22 protein-coding genes and 1 tRNA gene are annotated in these 21,300 nt (G+C 69.1%); 12 read left to right on the plus strand and 11 right to left on the minus strand.

Features of this window, described 5'->3' with window-relative positions; genetic code table 11:
- The coding region (locus M8C13_RS40905; protein WP_252486213.1) for a TetR/AcrR family transcriptional regulator at positions 1–586 on the plus strand (586 nt) is incomplete at its 5' end.
- A gap of 79 nt (positions 587–665) precedes the next feature.
- Here the strand turns inward: M8C13_RS40905 and M8C13_RS40910 are convergent.
- The gene (locus M8C13_RS40910) at positions 666–1,115 is read right to left on the minus strand and encodes a YdeI/OmpD-associated family protein (protein WP_252486214.1); all 450 of its coding nucleotides are present in this window, start codon (positions 1,113–1,115) and stop codon (positions 666–668) included.
- A 35-nt stretch (positions 1,116–1,150) separates the two neighbouring features.
- Here M8C13_RS40910 and M8C13_RS40915 point away from each other — a divergent pair, with 35 nt between their 5' ends.
- Complete coding sequence (locus M8C13_RS40915; RefSeq protein WP_252486215.1) at positions 1,151–2,284, plus strand: monodechloroaminopyrrolnitrin synthase PrnB family protein; 1,134 nt, start codon at positions 1,151–1,153, stop codon at positions 2,282–2,284.
- On the opposite strand, the gene M8C13_RS40920 is transcribed toward M8C13_RS40915, so the two are convergent.
- Positions 2,281–3,156, minus strand: a complete 876-nt coding sequence (locus M8C13_RS40920) for a DUF72 domain-containing protein (protein ID WP_252486216.1) — start codon at positions 3,154–3,156, stop codon at positions 2,281–2,283. The genes M8C13_RS40915 and M8C13_RS40920 overlap by 4 nt on opposite strands.
- A gap of 143 nt (positions 3,157–3,299) precedes the next feature.
- On the opposite strand from M8C13_RS40920, the gene M8C13_RS40925 reads away from it, so the two are divergent.
- Positions 3,300–4,157 (plus strand): SGNH/GDSL hydrolase family protein, encoded by an 858-nt coding sequence (locus M8C13_RS40925; RefSeq protein ID WP_252486217.1) that lies wholly within the window; start codon positions 3,300–3,302, stop codon positions 4,155–4,157.
- A gap of 25 nt (positions 4,158–4,182) precedes the next feature.
- Here M8C13_RS40925 and M8C13_RS40930 read toward each other — a convergent pair whose 3' ends face one another.
- The 6 genes from M8C13_RS40930 to M8C13_RS40955 form a co-directional block, all read right to left on the minus strand.
- The gene (locus M8C13_RS40930) at positions 4,183–6,288 is read right to left on the minus strand and encodes a tetratricopeptide repeat protein (protein ID WP_252486218.1); all 2,106 of its coding nucleotides are present in this window, start codon (positions 6,286–6,288) and stop codon (positions 4,183–4,185) included.
- Between the two features lie 70 nt (positions 6,289–6,358).
- Entirely contained in the window at positions 6,359–7,279 is a 921-nt protein-coding gene (locus M8C13_RS40935) for an endo-beta-N-acetylglucosaminidase H (RefSeq protein WP_252486219.1), read from the minus strand.
- A gap of 107 nt (positions 7,280–7,386) precedes the next feature.
- Entirely contained in the window at positions 7,387–7,998 is a 612-nt protein-coding gene (locus M8C13_RS40940) for an ABC transporter permease (protein ID WP_252486220.1), read from the minus strand.
- Positions 7,995–8,234 (minus strand): TetR-like C-terminal domain-containing protein, encoded by a 240-nt coding sequence (locus M8C13_RS40945; RefSeq protein ID WP_252486221.1) that lies wholly within the window; start codon positions 8,232–8,234, stop codon positions 7,995–7,997. Before M8C13_RS40945 ends, M8C13_RS40940 begins: the two co-directional genes overlap by 4 nt.
- Before the next feature lie 78 nt (positions 8,235–8,312).
- Positions 8,313–8,462, minus strand: coding sequence for a TetR family transcriptional regulator (locus tag M8C13_RS45900; protein WP_374213337.1), 150 nt, complete (start codon positions 8,460–8,462; stop codon positions 8,313–8,315).
- A 45-nt stretch (positions 8,463–8,507) separates the two neighbouring features.
- On the minus strand, positions 8,508–9,560 hold the full coding sequence (locus M8C13_RS40955) for a medium chain dehydrogenase/reductase family protein (protein ID WP_252486222.1): 1,053 nt from the start codon (positions 9,558–9,560) through the stop codon (positions 8,508–8,510).
- 107 nt (positions 9,561–9,667) lie between these two features.
- On the opposite strand from M8C13_RS40955, the gene M8C13_RS40960 reads away from it, so the two are divergent.
- Complete coding sequence (locus M8C13_RS40960) at positions 9,668–10,309, plus strand: TetR/AcrR family transcriptional regulator (RefSeq protein WP_252486223.1); 642 nt, start codon at positions 9,668–9,670, stop codon at positions 10,307–10,309.
- Positions 10,310–10,314: 5 nt separating this feature from the next.
- Here the strand turns inward: M8C13_RS40960 and M8C13_RS40965 are convergent, their stop codons facing one another.
- Positions 10,315–11,160 carry a PIN domain-containing protein gene (locus M8C13_RS40965; protein WP_252486224.1) on the minus strand — a complete coding sequence of 282 codons (846 nt, stop codon included), beginning with the start codon at positions 11,158–11,160 and terminating at the stop codon, positions 10,315–10,317.
- Positions 11,161–11,773: 613 nt separating this feature from the next.
- Here M8C13_RS40965 and M8C13_RS45905 point away from each other — a divergent pair.
- Complete coding sequence (locus tag M8C13_RS45905) at positions 11,774–12,562, plus strand: replication protein RepA (protein ID WP_374213338.1); 789 nt, start codon at positions 11,774–11,776, stop codon at positions 12,560–12,562.
- A 407-nt stretch (positions 12,563–12,969) separates the two neighbouring features.
- Here M8C13_RS45905 and M8C13_RS40970 read toward each other — a convergent pair.
- A tRNA-Leu gene (locus M8C13_RS40970) sits at positions 12,970–13,055 on the minus strand.
- A 133-nt stretch (positions 13,056–13,188) separates the two neighbouring features.
- On the opposite strand from M8C13_RS40970, the gene M8C13_RS40975 reads away from it, so the two are divergent.
- From M8C13_RS40975 to yhjD, 5 genes are all read left to right on the plus strand, one after another.
- Positions 13,189–13,986: an exodeoxyribonuclease III gene (locus M8C13_RS40975; protein ID WP_252486225.1), complete on the plus strand. Its 798-nt coding sequence runs from the start codon at positions 13,189–13,191 to the stop codon at positions 13,984–13,986.
- Positions 13,987–14,096: 110 nt separating this feature from the next.
- Positions 14,097–16,595, plus strand: coding sequence for a bifunctional FO biosynthesis protein CofGH (locus M8C13_RS40980; RefSeq protein ID WP_252486226.1), 2,499 nt, complete (start codon positions 14,097–14,099; stop codon positions 16,593–16,595).
- 177 nt (positions 16,596–16,772) lie between these two features.
- The gene (locus M8C13_RS40985) at positions 16,773–17,027 is read left to right on the plus strand and encodes a hypothetical protein (protein WP_252486227.1); all 255 of its coding nucleotides are present in this window, start codon (positions 16,773–16,775) and stop codon (positions 17,025–17,027) included.
- Positions 17,028–17,064: 37 nt separating this feature from the next.
- Entirely contained in the window at positions 17,065–18,096 is a 1,032-nt protein-coding gene (gene trpS, locus M8C13_RS40990) for a tryptophan--tRNA ligase (RefSeq protein WP_252486228.1), read from the plus strand.
- 59 nt (positions 18,097–18,155) lie between these two features.
- A complete protein-coding gene (gene yhjD / locus M8C13_RS40995) occupies positions 18,156–19,181 on the plus strand; it encodes an inner membrane protein YhjD (protein ID WP_252486229.1) in 1,026 nt (341 codons plus the stop codon).
- A gap of 82 nt (positions 19,182–19,263) precedes the next feature.
- On the opposite strand, the gene M8C13_RS41000 is transcribed toward yhjD, so the two are convergent.
- Positions 19,264–20,595, minus strand: coding sequence for a D-alanyl-D-alanine carboxypeptidase family protein (locus M8C13_RS41000; protein ID WP_252486230.1), 1,332 nt, complete (start codon positions 20,593–20,595; stop codon positions 19,264–19,266).
- A gap of 59 nt (positions 20,596–20,654) precedes the next feature.
- On the opposite strand from M8C13_RS41000, the gene M8C13_RS41005 reads away from it, so the two are divergent.
- Positions 20,655–20,900 (plus strand): SCO4848 family membrane protein, encoded by a 246-nt coding sequence (locus tag M8C13_RS41005; RefSeq protein ID WP_252486231.1) that lies wholly within the window; start codon positions 20,655–20,657, stop codon positions 20,898–20,900.
- A gap of 43 nt (positions 20,901–20,943) precedes the next feature.
- Complete coding sequence (locus M8C13_RS41010; RefSeq protein ID WP_252486232.1) at positions 20,944–21,291, plus strand: hypothetical protein; 348 nt, start codon at positions 20,944–20,946, stop codon at positions 21,289–21,291.
- The last annotated feature ends 9 nt before the right edge of the window (positions 21,292–21,300 follow it).

Consider the following 21,300-nt stretch of genomic DNA (forward strand, 5'->3'; position numbering starts at 1 on the left):
TTGCCCCATGCCACGCCCCAGCGTCCGCGAACTCATCGTCGAGACCGCCCTCACCGAGTTCCACCGCAAAGGCTTCTCCGCCTGCTCCGTCGAGGCCATCACCCGTGCCGCGGGCGTCCCCAAGGGCTCCTTCTACAACCACTTCCGCAGCAAGGAAGAGCTCGGCGTCGAGGTGATCGGCCGGTACGCCGGCAATCCCGACTGGTACCGCGACGCCAAGTCCGACGCGCCGCCGCTGGAGCGGCTGCGGGCGCGGTTCGTGGTGATGCGGGATGTCATGGCGGACAACGAGTTCACCCAGGGCTGCCTGATCGGCAACATGGGTTCCGAGCAGGCTGACCACAGCGCGTCGATCCGGGCCGAGGTGGACGCCAGCCTCGCCTCCTGGTCCGACGTGATCGCCCAGACCATCCGGGAGGGGCAGGCCGACGGGACCGCCAGGGCGGGGCTGGACCCGGACCGGACGGCCCGTTTTGTGCTGAACGCGTGGCAGGGCACGTTGTTGCGGGCGAAGGCGGTCAAGTCGGAGCAGCCGTTCGACGACTTCTTCGCCATGGTGTTCGACGACCTGCTCGCCCCGAACTGAGGCTCGCGCGCCGCGTCAGGTCAGCGTCCGCCGACCTTGCGCGGCGACCGCATCCCCCAGCGCCGCGCCCCGCGCCCGCTCAGCGCGCCCGGCCCTCCTTGAGCATGGCCACCGACTTCGCGATCCGCCGTGCCCTGGTCTCCTCGGTCTTCGCGCCGTCCACGTTGAGCAGGTGCCAGCGCTGGTTGCTGTAGGAGATGCCGTGGAAGAACTCGGCGGCGGCCGGCTCGGCGGCCAGTGCGGCGGCGAAGTCCTCGGGCAGCTCCACGGTGCGGGGCGCGCTGTCCAGGGCCACCGTCACCTCGACCTGCTCACCGGCGGCCACCCCGGCCGCGGTGCGGTTCTCCGCGCTCAGCGGCAGCCAGAACTCCCCGCCCATCACCGCCACCGTGCTGCGGTAGGTGTGCCCGCCGACGGTGACCAGCACCGCGGGCCGCTTGCCCGCCCCCAGCGCCTCGACCACCTCCGCGGGGACCTGGAGCCCGGTCGCGGTCTTGCCGCCGAGCACGACCGTGGTCGAGAACTTCATCGCGGTGTCCTTTCTCCTGTGGTACCAACGCGATCGTGACCACCGCAACGGATCGACTGGATCAGTGGATCCGGACGGAGTTCGCCGACCTCAACACCGAGCTGGAGCAGCGGTACTTCGCCGCCCGCACCGAGATCCTGCTCGGTGACCCCGACATCGACCGCCTGAAGCACACGATCGCGACCCGCGGCGCCGCGCTGATCGCCGAGCTGGACCCGGTGGACAGTTACGACCTGCTCGGCCTGGTCGGCTTCTACCTGGGCGCCTGCCGCCGCCACGAGACCGGCACGGACGCGGAACTGGCCCCCGCGCACGCCGCGGCCAACCGGATCGGCCTGGCCCTCGGCGTCGCGCCGCGGTACGTCTTCGCGCACCAGTCGCTGCACAACCTGGCCGGTCGCGAGGGGTACCGCACCTTCACCACACTGCCGGACGAACGCGTCTTCATCGAGTACAACGGCCTGTCCGTGCTGGCCTACCAGCGCGCTGCCACCGCGCTGCGCCGCATCCCGACCCTGGGCGTCGGCAACCCGCTGGCCGGCTACCTGCTGGCCGAGGCGCACAGCGCGCTGCTGGACGTGCTGCGGTTCAACCAGAGCCTGGCCAAGGAACTGGACGTGGACCGGTTCTTCTTCAACATCCGCCCGTACTTCAAGTCCTACCGGGTCAACGGCATCGACTACCGCGGCGCCAACGCCGGCGACTTCGCCGCGGTGAACGAGATCGACCTACTGCTGGGCCTGTGCCGCCCCCAGGACCCGTTCTACCAGCACATCCTCACCGAGAAGGCGCCGTACCTGCCGCCGGAGGACCAGCCGCTGCTGCGCGCCGCGATGACCCAGCAGCCGCTGCTGACCGCCTTCCTCCGCGAGTCCGCCGCGCCGATGCCCGCCCAGCTGCGCGCCAACGCCGAGCTCTTCCTCGACGTCTGCCGGGCGCACGCGGCCGCCTACACCTATCACCACCACCAGCTGGTCAAACCGTTCCTGGAGGCCCCGGCCCGGCACGCCCCGCCCAGCCGCCAGGACGGCCTGACCGCCAGCGGCCCACCGCTGGCGGTGGTCATCGAGGGCCTGGCCCGGCTCGCGGACCTGCGCGCGGCCAGGGACCGCCCCGGCCTGACCACCGCCCGCGCCGACCTGGACCTGTTGCGTGAGCGCTGCGCCTAGCAGGCCTCGGCGGGCACCAGGTCGCGGAACCGGGCCGCGTTCACGTGCGCGCTGTCGCCGGAACAGTTGTTGAAGACCACGTACGCGGTCTCCGCCCGTGCCGCCAGGTCCCGCACCCGCTCGGCCCAGTCCGCCAGCTCGGTGTCGTCGTAGCGGTACCGGTACCGAGCCAGCTTGTCGCCCCACTCCCACTCGGGGCTCCGGCCGTGCAACCGCAGCACGGCGTCCGGCGCGGTCACCGCCGTGATCGGTGGCACCGAGCCGGGCAGGCCCTGCGTCATGTCCACGCACACGTACGCGATCCCTTGCCTGGCAAGGAAATCCAGCGTGCCGTCCCGCTCCTCCTCGCTCAGCCAGGCCGGATTGCGGAACTCGGCGCACATCCGCAGCGGCGCCACCCGCCGCGCGCACTCGGCCAGATAGTCCCGCGCCCGCTCGCCCGGCCGGAAGTAGGGCGGGAACTGGAACAGCAGCAGCCCCAGCTTTCCCGCTGCCACCAACGGATCCAGCTCACCGAGGAACCGCTGCCACACCTGGTCGAACAGCTCCGGTTCCAGGTCGCCCGGCCGCACCTCGCGCGGACCGGCCGGCCGCAGCTCCGGCGGCAGCATGGCCACCGGCGTCCGGTGCCGGGTCAGCAAGCTGAAAGCCTTGACGTTGAAGACAAAACCCGCCGGCGTGCGGTCGGCCCAGGCCTTGGTGACGGAGGCCCTCGGCAGTCCGTAGTAGGTCGAGTTGACCTCCACGAAGTCGAAACGCTCCGCGTAGCAACGCAACCGCTGCTCCGGCGTGTACACCCCCGGCGGGTACCAGCCCGTCGCGATCAGCGAGGAGTCGGACCAGCCCGCCGTACCAACCCGTATGGCTCCCACCCGCATCGGCTGCCCCGCCGCGCCGCGCCCGAAACGAGGCCAGATGGCGGCTCTACCTATTTAATTCACCGGCTCTTGACCGTGCCGAGCGCCACCGGTCACGCTCCGTACCGTCTTGCTACTCGCAAGTAGGGAAGGTCCCCATGGCTCGGTTCCTGCTCGTGGCCGGTCTGGTCGCGACGATGGCACTGCCCGCCGCGTCGTCCCTCGCAACGGCCGCGCCGACCGCCGTCCAGCGCTATGTGGCACTGGGCGACTCCTTCGCCTCCGTCGGCACCATCACCAACATCCACCTGGACCCCGTGGGCTGCGCGCGGTCCAAGGACAACTACCCGGCCCAGCTCGCCGCCCGCCTCAAGCCCAAGACCTTCGTCGACCGCAGCTGCGGCGGCGCCAGGACCCCCGACATGACCGCGCCCCAGACCGTCCCCCTCGGCGTCAACCCGCCCCAGCTGGACTCCCTCACCCCCGACACCGACCTGGTCACCCTGTCCATCGGCGGCAACGACATCGGCTTCGCCGAGATCGTGCTGACCTGCGCCACCCTGAGCGCCACCGACCCCGCCGGCGCGCCTTGCAAGAAGCACTTCACCAAGGACGGCGACGAGATCAACCGCCGCATCGCCGATCTGGGCCCCAAGGTCACCAAGGTGCTGGAGGGCATCAAGTCCAGGTCTCCCAAGGCCCGCATCGCGGTGGTCGGCTACCTGCGCATCCTGCCGCCCACCAAGGGCTGCTGGCCCCTCGTGCCCATCTCGGCCGGAGACGTGGCGTACTTCGAGCAGGTCCAGTCCCACCTGAACACCAGCATCGGCAGCTGGTCGACCCAGGCAGGCGCCACCTTCGTCAACCCAGGCCTGGTGACCGGGCACGACGTGTGCCAACTGCCGGGCGTGAAGTGGGTGGAGGGCCTGATCCCGACCTCGCTGTCGGTCCCGGTGCACCCCAACGCCAAGGGCCAGGAGTACGTGGCCGGCCTGACCGCCACCGCCCTGCGCTGACCCGCGTCGCGGCTGCTCGCCCCGCTCAGCCTGAGGCGAGCAGCCGCCGCACCCGCTCCGCTTCCTGTCCGCGCCGCTGCTTCTGGAACAACTCCAGCGCTTCCGCCCGCACCGCCTGCGCCTGCGCCGGATCCACCTCGGCCAGCGCGTCACCCAGGCGGTCGAGCACATCCGCCTCCGTGGCGGCATCGGTCCGCTGGCGGCACAGCTCCAGCGCCTCTCGGTAGAGCCGGATCGCCTCGTCCAGATCGCCGCTGCGGTGCGCCAGGTAGCCCAGGCTGAGCAGGCAACGGGGGATGCCGCGCAGGTTGTCGTCCCGCTGGCAGCGGGCCAGCGCGTCGAGGCAGTGCGCCCGCGCGGTGTCCAGGTCCCCGAGCTGCGCGGTGTACCAGCCGACCTCGTTGAGCGCGTGCGCGCCGCTGACTGCCTGGAGCTCCTCGTACAGCGCCAGCGCAGCCTGCGAATGCGTCAGCGCCTGCTGGTAGTCCTTCAGCTGCGCCCAGGCCGAGGCCACCGCGCGGTGCGTGTGCGCCTGCCCGAGCCGATCGTCGGCTGCCTGGGCTGCTTCCAGACCCAGTTGCAGCTGTCGCAGCGCCTCATCGTGTTGCCCGAGCTGCGTGCAGGCCCGCCCCAGGTGCCGATGCGCCTGGATGCGGCAGGTCCAGTCGCTCAGGTGCGCCGCCGCCGCAGTCCCGGCCTGCCACATGGTGAGGTTGTCGCGCAGGTAGCCCTGGCTCAGGTTGTACGAGGTCAAGGTCCAGGCCAGCTGCCACACGGCCGCGTGCCAGTCCAGCTCCACCGCCAGCTGCTGGGCCGCCATCAGGTTGGCGTGCTCGGCGGCGAACCACTCCCCGGCCTCAGCCGCGGTCTCCGGCAGCACGGGCGCGCAGCCCTCCCGCAGACTGGGCAGCTCGATCGGCATGTGGTGCCGGTCGATCAGCACGTCCGCGCCGTGCGCCATGTGGCAGTAGAAGTCGAGCAGCCGCCGCTGGGCCTGCTCCCAGTCCTGCTCGGACAGGCGCTGCCGGGCGACCTCACCGGCGTACAACCGCACCAGGTCGTGCATCCGGTACCGCTCGTGTTCGCGCTGCACCAGCGACACGTCCACCAGCTCGTCGAGCAGCCGCTCGACCTCGGCCTCCGGCAACCCGGCCAGGCTGGCCGCGGCCGCAACGCTGATGTCCTGCCCCGGCGCCAGCCCCAGCAACGCGAACACCCTGGCCTCAGCGGCTGGCAACGCCTGGTAGGAGCAGGACAGCACGGTCCGCACGGAGTGCGACTTGCCGCCATCCAGGGCAACCAGCCGCCGGCTCTCCTCCCGCAGTTTCTTCGCCATCCGGGCCAGCGACGCTCTGCTGTCCAGCCGCGCGGCCACAATGCTCAACGCCAGCGGCAGTCCGGCACACCAGCGCAGCAGCTCCGCAGTCGCCTCCGGCTCAGCTGCCAGTTGCGCCGCATCCAGCCGCCTGGCCAGCAGCGCCCGCGCCGCCTCGTCATCAAGAACGGTGACTTCCAGCGGGTGGAAAGGCGTGCTCACCCGCAAGCCAGCCAGCCGGTCCCGGCTAGTGATCAACACGGTGCAGGTCGGATTCCCTGGCAGCAGGTCAACGACCTGGCCCCCGTCCCTGGCGTTGTCCAGCACGATGAGCATGCGCCGCCCGTGCAGCTCACTCCGGTACAGCCCGATCAGGGCGTGCTCTTCCGCCGGAATCCGTTCCGGCGGAACGTTCAGGGCGTTCAGGAATCCGCGCACCGCCTCCTGCGGGGACATCGGCTGCTCCCGCGGATCGAAGCCCCGCAGGTTCACGAACAGCTGCCCGTCCGGGAACCGGTGCGCGTTCTGGTGCGCCCAGTGCACCGCCAGCCAGGTCTTGCCCACGCCACCGGCGCCGTTCAACGCCGAGATGGCCACCGTGGCGCCTTCGGTCGCCGAGCCGGCAAGCGCGTCGTTCAGCGCCGCCAGCTCAGCTTCCCGGCCGGTGAACGCGCTGGGCGAGGGTGGTAGCTGCTGCGGCCGTGGCCACTCCCGATCGGCCGCGAACCAGACCCCGCCGTGGATGACCCCGGCTTGCACCGACGGCCCGAGCACCGGCCCGTTGACGGTGTTGCGAACCTCGCGGGCGGCTGACATGGCGCACAGTTTGCCCGACTGGCAACCACTATCGAAGGAACTCGCCAGTGTTGTCGCGGCCCGATCACCGCTACTTCGTGTACACCGCGTCGCTTCCGTACAGCTCACGGGTGAAGCTGGAGATGTAGGAAGCCGAGTCAGCCGCGCCCAGGTTGTAGGTCAGGAACACGCCGTACCCCTCGCTCACGGTGCGCCGGGCGAGGCCGGCCGCGGTGCCGGTGGCGGTGCGGCCGATCTCCACGGCCGCGGGGGAGAGGCGCTGCTTGGGCAGGGAGATGTTCGGCACGCCCCAGGAGCCGTAGTACGGGTTCCAGGCGTAGCTGAACTTCGGGCCGATGTTCACCCCGCCGTAGGAGAGCCGGGTGGCCGACGGGCCGATGTTGTACAGCGAGATGATCTTGTTGGGCAGGGTGTTCCGCAGCGCGGTGACCAGGTGCACGAACGAGCTGGCGTTGGGCTGGCCGGTGCCGTTCTCGCCGTACTTGGCGTACTCGTCGTCGAAGTCGATGCCGTCGAGCCCGTACCTGGTGACCGCGTCGGAGAGCTGCTTGGCGAAGGCCTCCGCCGCCGCCTTGGTCGGGAAGTTCGCGAAGCCCGCGCCCTGGTGGTTGCCGAGCACGGACAGCACCACCTTGATGCCCTTGGCCTGCAGCGGGCGGATCTGGGTCGCCGCGTTGTCCAGCACCCGCCGCACGTTCTCGTTGAAGTGCAGGTACGCCGCCTTCTTCGCCGCGTCGTAGTTGATGTTGGCGGCGAAGATGATGCCGATGTCGAAGACGTTCGCGCCGCCCTTGGCCAGCGTGTACTTGCCGACGTTGAGCATGCTGTGGTTGTTGACCTCGACGTAGGCCACGGAGACCGGCCCGTTCTTGGCCCGGGGCGCCGGGCTGCCCGACGCGGCGGCGGGGGTGGTCACGCCGACCGCGAGGGTGGCCGCGGCCAGTGCTGCGAGCGCGGCCGACCGCGCGGTGATCCGACCGAACTTGACCATCGTTGATCAAACTCCCGTCGACTGAGCTGCTGGGATCGCGTGCTGGTCCAGACAACTATCGGCCGCGAGAGCACACTGGTCCATCCGCCGAAGTGTGGGCGCCTGCCTTAGCCGGCGGCGGTGACCGCGGCCAGGCGACGGTGCTCCAGCACGGCCGCGACCAGGAAGCCGCCGGTGCCCGCGATGGCCAGCACCCAGAACAGGCCGGGCGCGCCGAGGAAGAGCGCGGCCGAGGAGATCAGGGTGAGGTAGCTGCCGAGCACGTAGTGCAGGACGTTGCGGCGCACCGCGCCCTCGCCCAGGTACAGCAGGCCGACCACAAATCCGGCCCCGGCCGGCCACAGCATCGAGTGCACGTTCGGCATGCCCGGCAGCGCGTGCAGCCCGTTGATGGTCAGCGCCAGCCCGGCCATGCCGATCACCCAGGCCGCGCCGATCAGCTTGCCGGAGAACGCTTCCGGCCCGCTCAGGCCCTTCTGGGCGCGCAGCGCGGCGAGGGTGGCGAAGACCGTGCCCGCGGCGAGCCCGGCGATCAGCAGCGCCATCGGCAGCCAGCCGGGCAGGGGGACCAGCGGGTTGTCGCCCTTGCTGAGCGCGGAGGCGCCGTGCCCGAACAGGTAGGCGAAGGCGAAACCGAGGTAGGCGGCGCGGCTGTCGACCTCACCGGCGCGGGCGGCGAGGCGGGGGGCCGTCGGGACGGCGAAGGTCGCGGTGGTCATGGCTGTGGCCTTCCGTTCGTGAGGTGGCACAAGGGGATGGTGATCCGCTGGTTGATGTCGGCAGGCCAGGGAAACGGCGTGCACATGGCGCGCTGGTGGGCAAGCCCGTGCAGGCCGAGCCACAGCGCGACCGCGTCGGCCGCCGGTGCGGTGCTGTCGCCATGGCCTCGGGTGACGCAGTCGCGCAGGAGCCCGGCGATGAGCTCCAGCGACGCCGCGCCCAGGGTGGCCACCATGTCGGCGATGAGCCCACCGCGGCCGAGCACGGGTTTCTGTGCGGCATACCTGGGCTTCGCCCGCGGCCACCCGGAGCGCTACCGCCTCATGTTCGACGGCGCGTGGAGGTAGATCGACGGGGCGGCGATGCCGGTGCGGCGAGCCACCGCGCGCAGGGTCACCGCCCGCTCGTCACCACCGTCGTTGATCAGGCCGGCGGCCGCGGCCAGGATCTCCGCGCGCAGCAGCGCCCTCGCCCCGGCGGTTCCTGGTGTGCGCGCGGATGGCGCTGGTCACGGGTGCGGCTGCGCGACGATGACCACCTTGCCCAGCACAGTCCGCGACTCCGCCAGCGCCAGCGCCGCACCGGCCTCCGACAGCGGGAACCGCCCGGCGATCTGCGCGGTGAGCACGCCCTCGGCCAGCAGCCGCAGCACCTGCGTGAGGTCCTCGGCCAGCCGGGCGCGGAAGTCGGCCAGGCGGCGCTTGCCCGCCCAGAAGTTGTAGAACGTCGCGCTCTTGCCGTTGGGCAGCAGGTTCCACACCAGCAGCCGCCCGAACGACTTCAGCACCGGCAGCCGCGAGTTCCCGTCCTCGTTCTTGGTGGCCGCGGTGCCGTAGGAGACGAGGGTGCCGCCGCGGCGCAACAACCGCCACGACTCCGCCAGCCCCGCCCCGCCCACGTGGTCGAACACCGCGTGCACGCCCTCCGGCGCGATCTCACGGATCCGCTGGTACATGTCCGGATCGCGGTAGTTGACCGGGATCGCGCCCAGCTCACGCACCGAGTCGTGGTGCTGAAGGGAGGCGGTGCCGATCACCCTGATCCCGGCATGCCGGGCCAGCTGCACCAGCGTGGACCCAACCCCGCCATTGGCGCCCAGCACCACGATCGTGCCGCCCTCGGGCACCTTGGCCGCCCGGTGCAGCATCTGCCAGGCGGTGATCCCGTTGACCACCACCGTTTCCGCCGCGGCGGGATCCACCCCGTCCGGCACCGGCACCAGATCGGCGGCCTCCAGCACCAGCGAACTGGCCCAGCCCCCGATCTTGGTCACCGCGGCGAACCGCCGCCCGGCCAACGCGCCGTCCACCCCAGGCCCGACCGCGGTGACCGTCCCGACCACGTCGTACCCGGGCACGAACGGAAACGGCGGCTGGTCGTAGTACTTGCCCCGCCGCATCTGCTGCTCGGCGAACGAGACCCCGGTCGCGTCCATCCGCAACACAACCTGCCCCGCGCCCGGCGCAGGCAGCTCCGAGGTCCGCACCTGGAGCCCACTGGAGTCGACCTTGCCAGGCAGAACAACCTGGGTGGCCTGGGTGGTGACAGTGCTACTGGCCATGGCGTGCTCTCCTCCAACGCTTGAACTTACGTCCGTAAGGCTACGCACGTTAGCTAGCTCAGCGCAACGGCTAACACCCGTAAGCCTTTGCTTGTAAGCTAACGCCCATGGAAGACGCCAAGGCCGCGCCCAAGCCCGCCCGCGCCCGCAACCGCCGCGGCGAAGGCGCCCGCCTGCGCGAGGAGATCGTGACCGCGGCAGTCGCCCTGCTCGACGAAACTGGCGACGAAAGCGCCGTCACCCTGCGCGCGGTGGCCCGCCAGGTGGGCATCGCCGCCCCGTCGATCTACCGCCACTTCCCCGACCAGCCGAGCATCATGCTGGCCGTGGTCCAACAGGCCTTCGCCGAACTGGAAACCCGCCTCAGCACCGCCAGAGACGCCGCCCCCCAGCACCCCCGAGCCCGCCTGACCGCCGTCTGCACCGCCTACCTGAACTTCGCCCAACAACACCCCGGCCGCTACCGCACCATGTTCGGCGGCCTGTGGATGCCCGACCTGGACAACAGCACCCTGACCGAATCCGACATGACCGAGCTCGGCCAAGCCGCCATGCGCCTACTCGCCGAGGTCTTGTCGTACTGCGTCACCGCTGGCCTGTCCACCAGCACCGATCCGGCTGCGGACGCGGTTGCCCTGTGGCTGGGGCTGCATGGCCTCGCGCACCAGCGCGCGGTGACCGTGGTCTTTCCGGGACCGGCGGACATCGCCGACCGCATGATCACCGCGCTCGCGCACCTGCGCGGTTAGCGGGGTTACGAGGGGTCTCCGTCTGGCGTGGACAGTGCGACTACGTCGAGCCCCGCGGCTCTGGCACGGAGCACCATGCCCAGGTCGGAAGTGACCAGTTTGATCTTGCGTCCGATCCAGGTCTCGACGACGAGGGCGCTGGCAACGATCTCGTCGTCGGCGCGGGCATGCCGTACGTGTCCAGGCGGGTCGAACAGCAACTCGATGGTGTCGTCAGGGTGGCCGACCGGAGGCGATGGTTGAGCGAGGTCCGCTACTTCGCGCAGCCTGCCAACCGAGTCCGGCTCGGTGAGTTCACGGCTCAGAACCGCAAGGGTGACCCTGGCTCTGCTTCGCGCGCCAGTGCGCTTGAGCCGGTCGAGTTCATCTACGACCACGAGGGGCACCACCACGTGTACGGGAGAGGCCGGAATGCCGATAGCCGCCGCGTAGTCGATGTGCCTGATGCTGTTGCTGTGATGGAGGTAGACGTTGGTGTCCGGCATGACGAACGTGCCGGAACGCTTCCATCTCGCTCGTTCGCGGACCAGTTCTGCGCAGGCCGCTTCGAGCGTGGCCACTCGCTCGTCGAGTTCGAGGGCGGCGATGTCCGCAAGCCGAGTAGCCTCCGAGATCGATCCGGGTTCGGTTAAAAGAAGAACATAGCGTTTTGTCATCACCAGTCGCGAGATGTCTTCCGCGTCGATCTGGGCTCGTAGCTTGCGGTAAGATTCAATTGCCCATTGATGGTAATCGCGGAGGTACTGCTTCGGGTCGGTTCCCCGGACCAAGTTCTGTGCCCCCATGCGTACCTGCTCCAGCGCCATATACAGGTTGGAGATGTTCGCGCCGGGGTGCGGAGTGATGTGCATCGGGTCATCGTTGCAGCAGTTTGTCCTCTGCTGGTCAAGGTGAGATTGCGACACCGGGTTGAGTTCGGTATCAACAGGTTGAGGGAAGCCCGCTGGGTCGATTCCATGCCCCTGGTCCTGGCAGTTTTCCGCCCAGGGGGCCGGGCTATCCGATTTCCGTCCCGATTGCCTCACCGCTCCCCGGGCGATATCCGAGTCGCCTCGAATTCGACTAGCCTGGCGAGGCTGGAAGACCTGTTTTCGACGCTTCAGTCAGAAACGCGCTAGCAGTCATGATCCGACTGTCCGAAGTGGCCTTGCGCGAAGAAGGCTCGGCATCGTCAGTTCCTGTGACGTGAGCCGCGTACGACGCGGCGTGCCTGCTGCCGTCACGTTGAAATTATGGCAAGCTCTGGTTATGAGTCACAAATCTGCCGCAGTCAGACGAGAAGAAGATGCAGAAGCCTTTGTCAGGGCAAGGATGGCTGCGCCCGTAATTGGCTATACGACCGCATTCTTGGCGCAGTCACCGTTGCCGTACAGAGCTCCGCGTGACGGGTTCATGTGGCGGCGCGATTTGTCGAACTCAACATTTGTAGCGAACTCTGGTTTTGTGGCTGATCGCCATGGCGATATGCAGCCGATCGGTCTCCCGTATGGCATTTACCCGCGTCTTCTTTTGATCTGGCTGTGCACCCAGGTGTATCGCAGTGGAAGTCTGCAGATCAAGTTCGACAGTAGTTTTGCGGAATTTGCTCGTGAATTGCGACCAGGGTTTCGATCCAGTGGAGGGCGCAATGGAAGTCTGACGCGTCTCAGGGACCAGAGGGCGAGGCTGTACGGCTCTTCCCTTTCTTTCTGTGGATTCGAGACAAATGCTACTGTCGACGCCAGGTACCTTGCGGGTATGACTCCGGTGGCAACAGAGAATATGGATGGATCGGTGACCGTTGCATCCGAACTTCTGCGGCAGGTGCAGGAGTACTGTGTTCCCCTTAATCTCAGGGTGCTCTGGGCTTTATCGAGGTCGCCTATGTGTATGGATCTGTATGTCTGGCTGGCGTACTTCCTCAGTCGGCGGCGTCATGATATCACTGTTACATGGGATTCTCTTCACAAGCGGTTTGGTGCGGAATTTAGAGACAATCATCAGGGTAGGTTTGCGTTTCGCAAGACGTTCAAAGAGTACCTTAACCAAGTGCTACTTGCTTGTCCCGATGTCAGGGCTGAGGTGTATGCGACCGGAGTTCATATAATGTCGGAATCAAACTCTCTCCCTGTCGGCGATCTAGCGGCAATAGATAGGTCTGCTGGAGATCGAACGCTACAGCTGGGAATTCACAATGAATTATCGGGAGTCATTTATGGTTCTGTAGTGCAAATTGGCAAATTGTGCCACTGTGTTAAGTTAGGGGATCGATGACTTTCTGTGCACCTTCTTAAGCAGGAGGCGTTGAGTTTGATGGAAGAGTTTTATGCCCCTTGGATCGGCCGGTGACAATCTGTCTCCGTTGCGGTGTGCGGCCCAGGATGCCTGGTCGATCTCTGCGAGATACCCTCGCCCGTGTGGCCAGGTTGTCGCCAGGTCGTCCTGGTTGTCCCAGGGAAGGTGAACTCGGGGCGCTCCAGCGAGGCGTCCACTCGGCGAGACGGTGCGACTCAACGGTTCCACGCCGTGTGGATCCCGCCAGAAGGGGGTGGGGCGCTGCACGGCGTGAAGTCGGAGCTTCTGGCGGATCTGTACGGCATGGTTGACCCGCAAATCCGCTACACACAAACGGCCCACGTGGCTGATGCGAGCATCAAGTCAGTAGGCCGTGTGAGTAGTGCTGGTGTCCGAGGGGGGACTTGAACCCCCACCCCCTTTCGGGGACTAGCACCTCAAGCTAGCGCGTCTGCCATTCCGCCACCCGGACCGGTGGTGACCCCCTGACCTGCGTCAGCGGGCTCATCCCGCTCAGCGTAGCGCACACCGCCCGTCCCCTGGTCCGCGGGTCGTTCAGACCGGCCGTGACGGGGCTGTCGGGGGTGGTGGTTACCCTCGCGGCCGTGCTGACCGTGTCGACCGTGAACGTCAACGGCCTGCGGGCCGCCGCCAAGAAGGGCTTTTTGCCCTGGCTCGCCGCTACCAAGGCCCAGGTGGTGTGCCTCCAGGAGGTGCGGGCCGAGCCGGGGCAGTTGAGCGATAAGGTGCGTGAGCCTGCGGGGTGGCATGTGGTGCACGCGCACAGTGAGCTCAAGGGCCGCGCCGGGGTCTCCCTGTTGACCCGGGAACAGCCCAGTGCGGTGCGGATCGGGTTCGGCGTGGCCGAGTTCGACAACAGTGGCCGCTACGCCGAGGTCGACCTGCCCGGGCTGACCGTGGCCAGCCTTTACCTGCCCAGTGGCGATGTGGGGACCGAGCGGCAGGACGAGAAGGAGCGGTTCATGGCCGCCTTCCTGCCCTACCTCATCGAGCGCCGGGAGAAGGCGGCGACCGAGGGGCGGGAGGTGCTGGTGTGTGGGGACTGGAACATCGCGCACCGGGAGATCGACCTCAAGAACTGGAAGAGCAACCAGAAGGAGTCCGGGTTCCTGCCCGAGGAGCGGGCGTGGCTGGGGCGGGTGCTGGACGAGGGGGGTTACGTCGACGTGCACCGTGGGCTGCAGCCGGAGGGGCCTGGGCCGTACACCTGGTGGTCCTACCGCGGCAAGGCCTATGACAACGACTCGGGCTGGCGGATCGACTACCACATGGCCACGCCCGGACTGGCCGAGCGGGCCCGGACCGCGGTGGTGGAGCGGGCCGCGACCTACGCCGAGCGCTGGTCCGACCACTCGCCGGTGACGGTGGAGTACGCCGCCTGATCCCCGGACCAGCTGGGTGTCTTATTCCCGAACTCTCGGTGATATTCGGAACGACCCGACCGGTCCGCGCGTCGTTCCCTCCGCTCACCGCACATGCCTAGGCTGCGGGAGTGACCGCGGATGATCAGCGACCCAGCCCATCGGCGATCCGGCGTGCGCTTCGGCGGGCCCGGGACGGTGTCAGCCTGGACGCGGCGGAGGCGGCCGTGTTGCTGGCCGCGCGGGATGAGGAGTTCGAGCAGCTGCTGGCCGCGGCGGCCACGGTGCGGGACGCGCACCTGCGGGCCGAGGGTCGGGAGGGCCTGGTCACCTACAGCCGCAAGGTGTTCATCCCGCTGACCCGGTTGTGCCGGGACCGCTGCCACTACTGCACCTTCGTCACCGTGCCGCACCGCGTGCCCGGCGCCTACCTGGAACGCGACGAGGTGCTGGAGATCGCCCGCCAGGGCGCGGCGATGGGCTGCAAGGAAGCGCTTTTCACCCTCGGGGACCGGCCGGAGGAGCGCTGGCCGCAGGCCAAGGAGTGGCTGGACGAGCGGGGCTATTCCTCCACCGTGGAATACCTGCGGGCCTGTGCGATCGCGGTGCTGGAGGAGACCGGGCTGCTGCCGCACCTCAACCCCGGCGTGCTCAGCTGGGAGGAGCTGCAGCGGCTCAAGCCGGTGGCGCCGAGCATGGGCATGATGCTGGAGACCACCGCGACCCGGCTGTGGAGCGAGCCGGGCGGTCCGCACTACGGCTCGCCGGACAAGGAACCCGCGGTCCGGCTGCGTTCGATCACCGACGCCGGCCGGGTCGGCGTGCCGTTCACCACCGGCATCCTGATCGGCATCGGCGAGAACCTCACCGAGCGCGCCGAGTCGCTGCTCGCGATTCGCCAGATCGCCCGCCAGTACGGGCACATCCAGGAAGTCATTGTGCAGAACTTCCTGGCCAAGCCGGGCACCGCGATGATGCACGCGCCCGACGCCGACCTGCGCGAACTGGCCGCCACGGTCGCGGTCGCCCGGCTGCTGATGCCCTCGGGGGTGAGCGTGCAGGCGCCGCCGAACCTGGTCGGCAACGAGCACCTGCTGATGCTGCGCGCCGGTATCGACGACTGGGGCGGGGTGTCGCCGCTGACCGCCGACCACGTCAACCCGGAGAAGCCCTGGCCGCAGATCGACTCGCTCGCCGCGACCACCGCCGAAGCCGGGTTCACGCTGGTGGAGCGGCTGACCGCGTACCCGAAGTTCGTCCGCCAGGGCCAGCCTTGGTTCGACGTCCGGGTGCTGCCGCACCTGAGCGCGCTGGCCCAGCCGGACGGCCTGGCCGACATGGCCGCGCCCGTGGTCGGCCGGGAGTGGCAGGAGCCGGACGGCGGGCTGGCCGGGACCGGCCGGGTCGACCTGCACACCAGCATCGACACCGAGGGCCGCACCGGCGACCGCCGCGGCGACTTCGACAGCGTCTACGGCGACTGGGACGAGCTGCGCGCCCAGGCCGGGGGAGCGGTCTCGCCGGAGCGGCTGGACGAGGACGTGCGGGCCGGGTTGCGGCTGGCCGAGTCCGACCCGGCCGCGCTGCTTGAGGAGCGCAACGCGGCCGCCGCGCTGGCCCTGTTCACCGCCGACGGCCCCGCGCTGGAGGCGATGACCAGGCTGGCCGACCAGCTGCGCGCGGACGTGGTCGGCGCGGACGTCACCTACGTGGTCAACCGCAACATCAACTTCTCCAACGTCTGCTACGTCGGCTGCCGGTTCTGCGCCTTCGCCCAGCGGGAGCGGGACGCCGACGCCTACCGGCTGTCCCCGGAACAGGTCGCCGACCGGGCCGAGGAGGCCTGGAACGAGGGCGCCACCGAGGTCTGCATGCAGGGCGGCATCGACCCGGAGATCCCGGTCACCGGCTACGCCGACCTGGTGCGCGCGATCAAGGCGCGGGTGCCGGGCATGCACGTGCACGCGTTCAGCCCGATGGAGATCGTCAGCGGCGCGACCAAGGCCGGGGTCAGCGTCACCGAGTGGCTGACCGAGCTGCGCGACGCCGGGCTGGACACCATCCCCGGCACCGCGGCGGAGATCCTGGACGACGAGGTCCGCTGGGTGCTGACCAAGGGCAAGCTGCCCACCGCCACCTGGCTGGAGGTGGTCGGCACCGCACACAAGCTGGGCATCCGCTCCAGCTCCACGATGATGTACGGCCACGTCGACCACCCCGGCCACTGGCTCGGCCACCTGCGCACGCTGGCCAGGCTGCAGGACGAGACCGGCGGCTTCACCGAGTTCGTGCCGCTGCCCTTCGTGCACCGCAACGCGCCGATCTACCTCGCCGGGGTGGCCAGGCCCGGCCCGACCCGGCGGGACAACCGGGCGGTGCACGCGATGGCGCGGCTGGCCCTGCACGGCCGGATCCCCAACATCCAGTGCTCCTGGGTCAAGCTCGGCGACGAGGGCACCGCGGACGTGCTCACCGGTGGCGCGAACGACCTCGGCGGCACGCTGATGGAGGAGACGATCAGCCGTATGGCCGGGTCAGAGCACGGTTCGGCGCGCACTGTCCAGCAGCTTCACTCGATCGCGGCCGCGGTGCACCGGCCCGCGCGACAGCGCACTACCACGTATGCCTAGGAGTTGATCAAGTAGCCGGGTGAAAGCGGGTTGTCACCAGCCCGCTACTCTTCCACCGGTAACGAAGGTGCAACCGGCGGCAAATATGAGCGGGTTGACACGTTCGGTAGCTTTTCCCCGCAGAACCACAGGTACCCTCACTCGAACGGGTTAAACCGTGCATTGGGAGGAACGCTCGTGAGCAGCCGCACCGCTCGTGCCGGTCAGCGCGTGGTCACCACGCTCGTGGCCGTCCCGGCAACCGGTCTTCTCGCCTCCGGAGTCGCCAGCGCAGGCGAGACCGCCCAGGCGGCCGTCGCCACCGTCGGCACCACCGGCCTGGTGCCGATCGTCGCGGTGGCCCTCGGCGTCGGCGGCATGGTCGCCGGCGTGGTGCGCGGCCTGCGCGGGCAGACCAAGGTCGACCCGGCGAACGAGCGAATCAACCCGTAGCGCGAACGCCGGTCGCGGCACCTGAGAGAATCCAGGCGTGCCAACCGACGCGTCCGCCCCCGTGACCGAGCCCCGGCCCAGGGTGCTCTCCGGAATCCAGCCCACCGCCGACTCCTTCCACCTCGGCAACTACCTCGGTGCGCTGCGGCAGTGGGTGGCCCTGCAGGACGACCACGACGCCTTCTACTGCGTCGTCGACCTGCACGCGATCACGGTCGAGCAGAACCCGGCCCAGCTGCGCCAGCGCACCCGCGTCTCGGTGGCCCAGCTGCTCGCCCTGGGCATCGACCCGGAGCGCGCCACCCTGTTCGTGCAGAGCCACGTGCCCGAGCACGCCCAGCTCGGCTGGGTGATGCAGTGCCTGACCGGCTTCGGCGAGGCCGGGCGGATGACCCAGTTCAAGGACAAGTCCGCCCGCCAGGCCGCCGAGCACGTCAGCGTCGGGCTGTTCACCTACCCGATCCTGCAGGCCGCGGACATCCTGCTCTACCAGGCAAACCGGGTCCCGGTGGGCGAGGACCAGCGCCAGCACCTGGAGCTGACCCGCGACCTGGCCAACCGGTTCAACTCCCGGTACAGCCCGACGTTCACCGTGCCGGAAGCGCACATCGTCAAGGGCACCGCCAAGATCTACGACCTGCAGGACCCGACGGCCAAGATGAGCAAGTCGGTCCCGGCTGGCGTGATCGAGCTGCTGGCCGACCCGAAGGCCTCGGCGAAGAAGATCCGCTCCGCGGTCACCGACACCGAGCGGGAGATCCGCTTCGACACCGAGCACAAGGCGGGCATCTCCAACCTGCTCACCATCTACTCCTCGCTCACCGGCAAGCCGGTCGCCGAGCTGGAGGCGGAGTACGCGGGCAAGGGCTACGGGGACTTCAAGTCCGACCTCGGCGAGGTCGTGGTGAACTGGGTGACCCCGATCCAGAGCAAGGTCAAGGCCTACCTGGACGACAAGGCCGAGCTGGACAAGATCATGCAGCGCGGCGCGGAGCGGGCCAGGCACGTGGCGAGCCGGACGCTGGCCAAGGTGTACAAGAAGGTCGGGTTCCTTCCGCTCGGGGGCTGACTCCGCCGCCAGGGTGAGTTGATCAAGCGACGGTGGCTCGCCCCGGTTAGCTTTCCGGGGTGAGCACCGACCAGCCCTCCTGGTTCACCAGGCAGCGTCAGCGATTTCCCTGGCTGGACCACCTGATCCGGTCCGCCCTGCGCTACCAGGAGCGCTACGGCGACCACTACGCGGCCGCGATCACCTACTTCAGCGTGCTGTCACTGGTGCCGGTGCTCATGGTCGCCTTCGCCGCCGCCGGCCTGGTGCTCTCCGGCAACCTCGAGCTGCTCGAACAGGTCAAGAACGAGCTGGCCGCGGCGGTGCCGGACAAGGCGCTCAGCGAGACGCTGACCCTGGCGGTGGACCAGGCCATCAAGCAGCGGTACGCGGTCGGCATCACCGGTCTGGCGGTCGCGCTGTACTCCGGCATCGGCTGGATGACCAACCTGCGGGACGCGATCACCGCGCAGTGGGGGCAGGCCCGCGAGGACCTGCCGATCGTGCGCACCTACGTGGTCGACTTCCTCGCCCTGATCACCCTCGGCCTGGCCCTGGTGCTCAGCTTCGGCCTGACCACCGTGGTGCAGGCCTTCGCCGAGGATCTGCTGGAGCTGGTCGGCCTGCACAACCAGGGCCTGCCCAAGGTGCTGTTCATCGGCCTCGGCCTGCTGCTGTCCGTGGCGGCCAACTGGGGTGTGTTCCTGTGGGTGCTGGCCTGGTTGCCGCGCAAGCGGGTCACCGTGCGCAGCGCGATCAAGGGCGCGCTGGCCGCGGCCATCGGTTTCGAGCTGCTCAAGCAGGTCGGCGGCATCTACCTGCGCAGCATCAGCGCCTCGCCGGCGGGCGCGGCCTTCGGTTCGCTGCTGGGCCTGCTGGTCTTCATCTACCTGGTCTCGCGCTTCCTGCTCTTCGTCACCGCCTGGACCGCCACCGCGCGGGAGAACCGGCAACCCGAGCCGGTCCAGCCGCCGCCGCCCGCGGTGATCCGGCCGGTGGTGGAGGTCCGCAGCGGACCCGCGCCCCGGCAGACCGCGACCCTGCTGGGCATCGGCGCCGCCGCCGGACTGCTGCTGCGCGCCCTGTTCCGCTCCCGCCGGGACTGAGGCGGAGAGCCCGGAAAAGCACTGTGCCGCCCTCCCGGCCAGGGGAGGGCGGCACAGTCAGCTCAACGCGTCAGCGGGCCGCTCAGACCGCCGCGGCGGCGGCTCTGGCCTTGGCCGCGGCCTTCGCGCGCTTCTTCCGCACGTACAGGAAGGCGAAGATGAGCACGAACACGCCCGCCGCGATGGTCAGCGGCAGGCCGACCGTGCCGAACGGGGTGATCGGCGCGGCCGAGGGGTTCTCCGGCACGTTGATGCCGTTGTTGCCGTCCTGCTTGGCCTGGGCCGCGCCGCCGTCGCCGCTGGACGCGGTCTCCGCGGGCGCCCGCTCCACCAGCTGGCCGATCGGCTCGGTCGAGGGCTTCAGGCTGAAGCCGTACTCCAGCAGCTTGGCCGCCTGCTGGTAGGGCGCCATGTTCGTCGCCTTCTCCGCCCTGATCAAGACCGCGACCAGGCGACGGCCGCTCTTCTCCGCGGCGCCGATGAAGGTGTGCCTGGCGTCGTCGGTGAAGCCGGTCTTGCCGCCGATCGCGCCGGCGTAGGCGGTCAGCAGCTGGTTGTCGTTGTTCACCCGGAACGCCGGCTTGCCCGCGAAGCCGGGGAAGTTCATCGACTTGGTGGCGACCGCCTTGGCGAACTCGGGGTTCTTCAGCGCGGCCTTGAAGATGACCGCCTGGTCGTAGGCCGAGGTGGACATGCCGGGGCCGTCCAGGCCGGACGGGGTGGCCGCGCGGGTGTCCAGCGCGCCCAGCTGGCGGGCCAGCTGGTTCATCTTGCGCACCGTCTCCTCCACGCCGCCGAGCTTGCGGGAGAGCGCGTGCGCGGCGTCGTTGCCGGAGTCCAACATCATGCCGGTGATCAGGTCCTTGACGGTGTACTTGCCACCGACCCCGATCCCGACCTTGCTGCCCTCCTGCTCGGTGTCGGACTTCTCGCCGGTGATCACCGTCGAGGGGTCCAGCTCCTTCAGGGCGACCAGCGCGGTCAGCACCTTGATGATGGAGGCCGGGCGGTGCCGGGCGTGCGGGTCCTTGGCCGCGATGACCGCACCCGAGTTCAGGTCGGCGATCAGCCAGGACTGGGCGTTGACGAGGTTCAGCCCTGGCGGGGCGGCCACGCCGTTGGGCGGGATCACCCCGCACTCGTACAGGCGGGGGCCGCCGACCGGCTTGGCCGGCACCGGCAGCGGGCCGGGCGCGGTCTTGCCGGGTTTGGGCTGCTCGGACATGTCCACCGCGGGCGGCGGGACACTGCGGTCCGGGCAGGAGGCAGCCTGGCTGGACGAGGTCGGCGACGTGTTGCCCGGGGTCTTCGACGGCTGGGCCTGCACGACCGGAGCGCTCAGCACCGCGGCAGCCAGCAGCGCGCAGACAGAGGCGACCAGCGCCGTTGCGGGGCGGTGGGCGGTAGAAGGCACAAGGGCAGGCTAGCCACCCCAGCCCGGGAACGGTATTCGGCCCACCGGATACTGCGGTGGTGACGCTGTCCCGCCGTGCCTCGCTGTTCCTGTTGGCCTTCGCCGTCTGGACCTGGTGGATCTGGCCGACGTTCCTGGTGAACATCTCCCGGGACGCTCGTTCCTGGGCGCCGGACGGCTCACCGACCGGCTTCTTCACCGTGCACCTGGTGCTGGTCGTCACGTCCCTGGTGCTCGGAACTGTGATCGGTGTCATGGGCTGGCGCGGGTTCCGTGCCATACGTAGGCAGACTACGGCATCCTGATCTGAAGAACTGCTGAATTCGTCCCACCACGAAGGAGACCGCCGTGGAGTTCGTGCGGCTTGTCCTGGTTTTCCTGCACCTGCTCGGCATGGCCATGCTGGTCGGGATGATCCTGCTCCAGCTCAAGACCGCCAAGGACGGCCCGCTGAACAAGGGCTGGCTGCACGGCGTGCTGCTGCAGCTGGTCACCGGCGTCGCCCTGGTCGGCATCCAGTACCCGCTCGGCCGGGACGTGGACAACATCAAGATCGGCGTGAAGCTGCTGGTGCTGATCGTCATCGGCGCGCTGGTCGCGGCGAACCTGAGCAAGCAGAAGATCGCTAGCTGGATGGTGCCGACGCTGGCGGCGCTGACCGTGCTGAACGTGGGTGTCGCGGTCTTCTGGCGGTGACCCGGCCCT

The organism is Crossiella sp. SN42 (assembly GCF_023897065.1).
GTDB lineage: Bacteria > Actinomycetota > Actinomycetes > Mycobacteriales > Pseudonocardiaceae > Crossiella.

Bases quoted from the DNA above. Each gene is read 5' to 3' on its own strand.
- M8C13_RS40910 (WP_252486214.1), bottom strand. From the start codon at position 1,115: ATGAAGTTCTCGACCACGGTCGTGCTCGGCGGCAAGACCGCGACCGGG.
- M8C13_RS40925 (WP_252486217.1), top strand. From the start codon at position 3,300: ATGGCTCGGTTCCTGCTCGTGGCCGGTCTGGTCGCGACGATGGCACTG.
- M8C13_RS40930 (WP_252486218.1), bottom strand. From the start codon at position 6,288: ATGTCAGCCGCCCGCGAGGTTCGCAACACCGTCAACGGGCCGGTGCTC.
- M8C13_RS40935 (WP_252486219.1), bottom strand. From the start codon at position 7,279: ATGGTCAAGTTCGGTCGGATCACCGCGCGGTCGGCCGCGCTCGCAGCA.
- M8C13_RS40940 (WP_252486220.1), bottom strand. From the start codon at position 7,998: ATGACCACCGCGACCTTCGCCGTCCCGACGGCCCCCCGCCTCGCCGCC.
- M8C13_RS40945 (WP_252486221.1), bottom strand. From the start codon at position 8,234: ATGGTGGCCACCCTGGGCGCGGCGTCGCTGGAGCTCATCGCCGGGCTC.
- M8C13_RS40955 (WP_252486222.1), bottom strand. From the start codon at position 9,560: ATGGCCAGTAGCACTGTCACCACCCAGGCCACCCAGGTTGTTCTGCCT.
- M8C13_RS40960 (WP_252486223.1), top strand. From the start codon at position 9,668: ATGGAAGACGCCAAGGCCGCGCCCAAGCCCGCCCGCGCCCGCAACCGC.
- M8C13_RS40965 (WP_252486224.1), bottom strand. From the start codon at position 11,160: ATGCACATCACTCCGCACCCCGGCGCGAACATCTCCAACCTGTATATG.
- M8C13_RS45905 (WP_374213338.1), top strand. From the start codon at position 11,774: ATGCAGCCGATCGGTCTCCCGTATGGCATTTACCCGCGTCTTCTTTTG.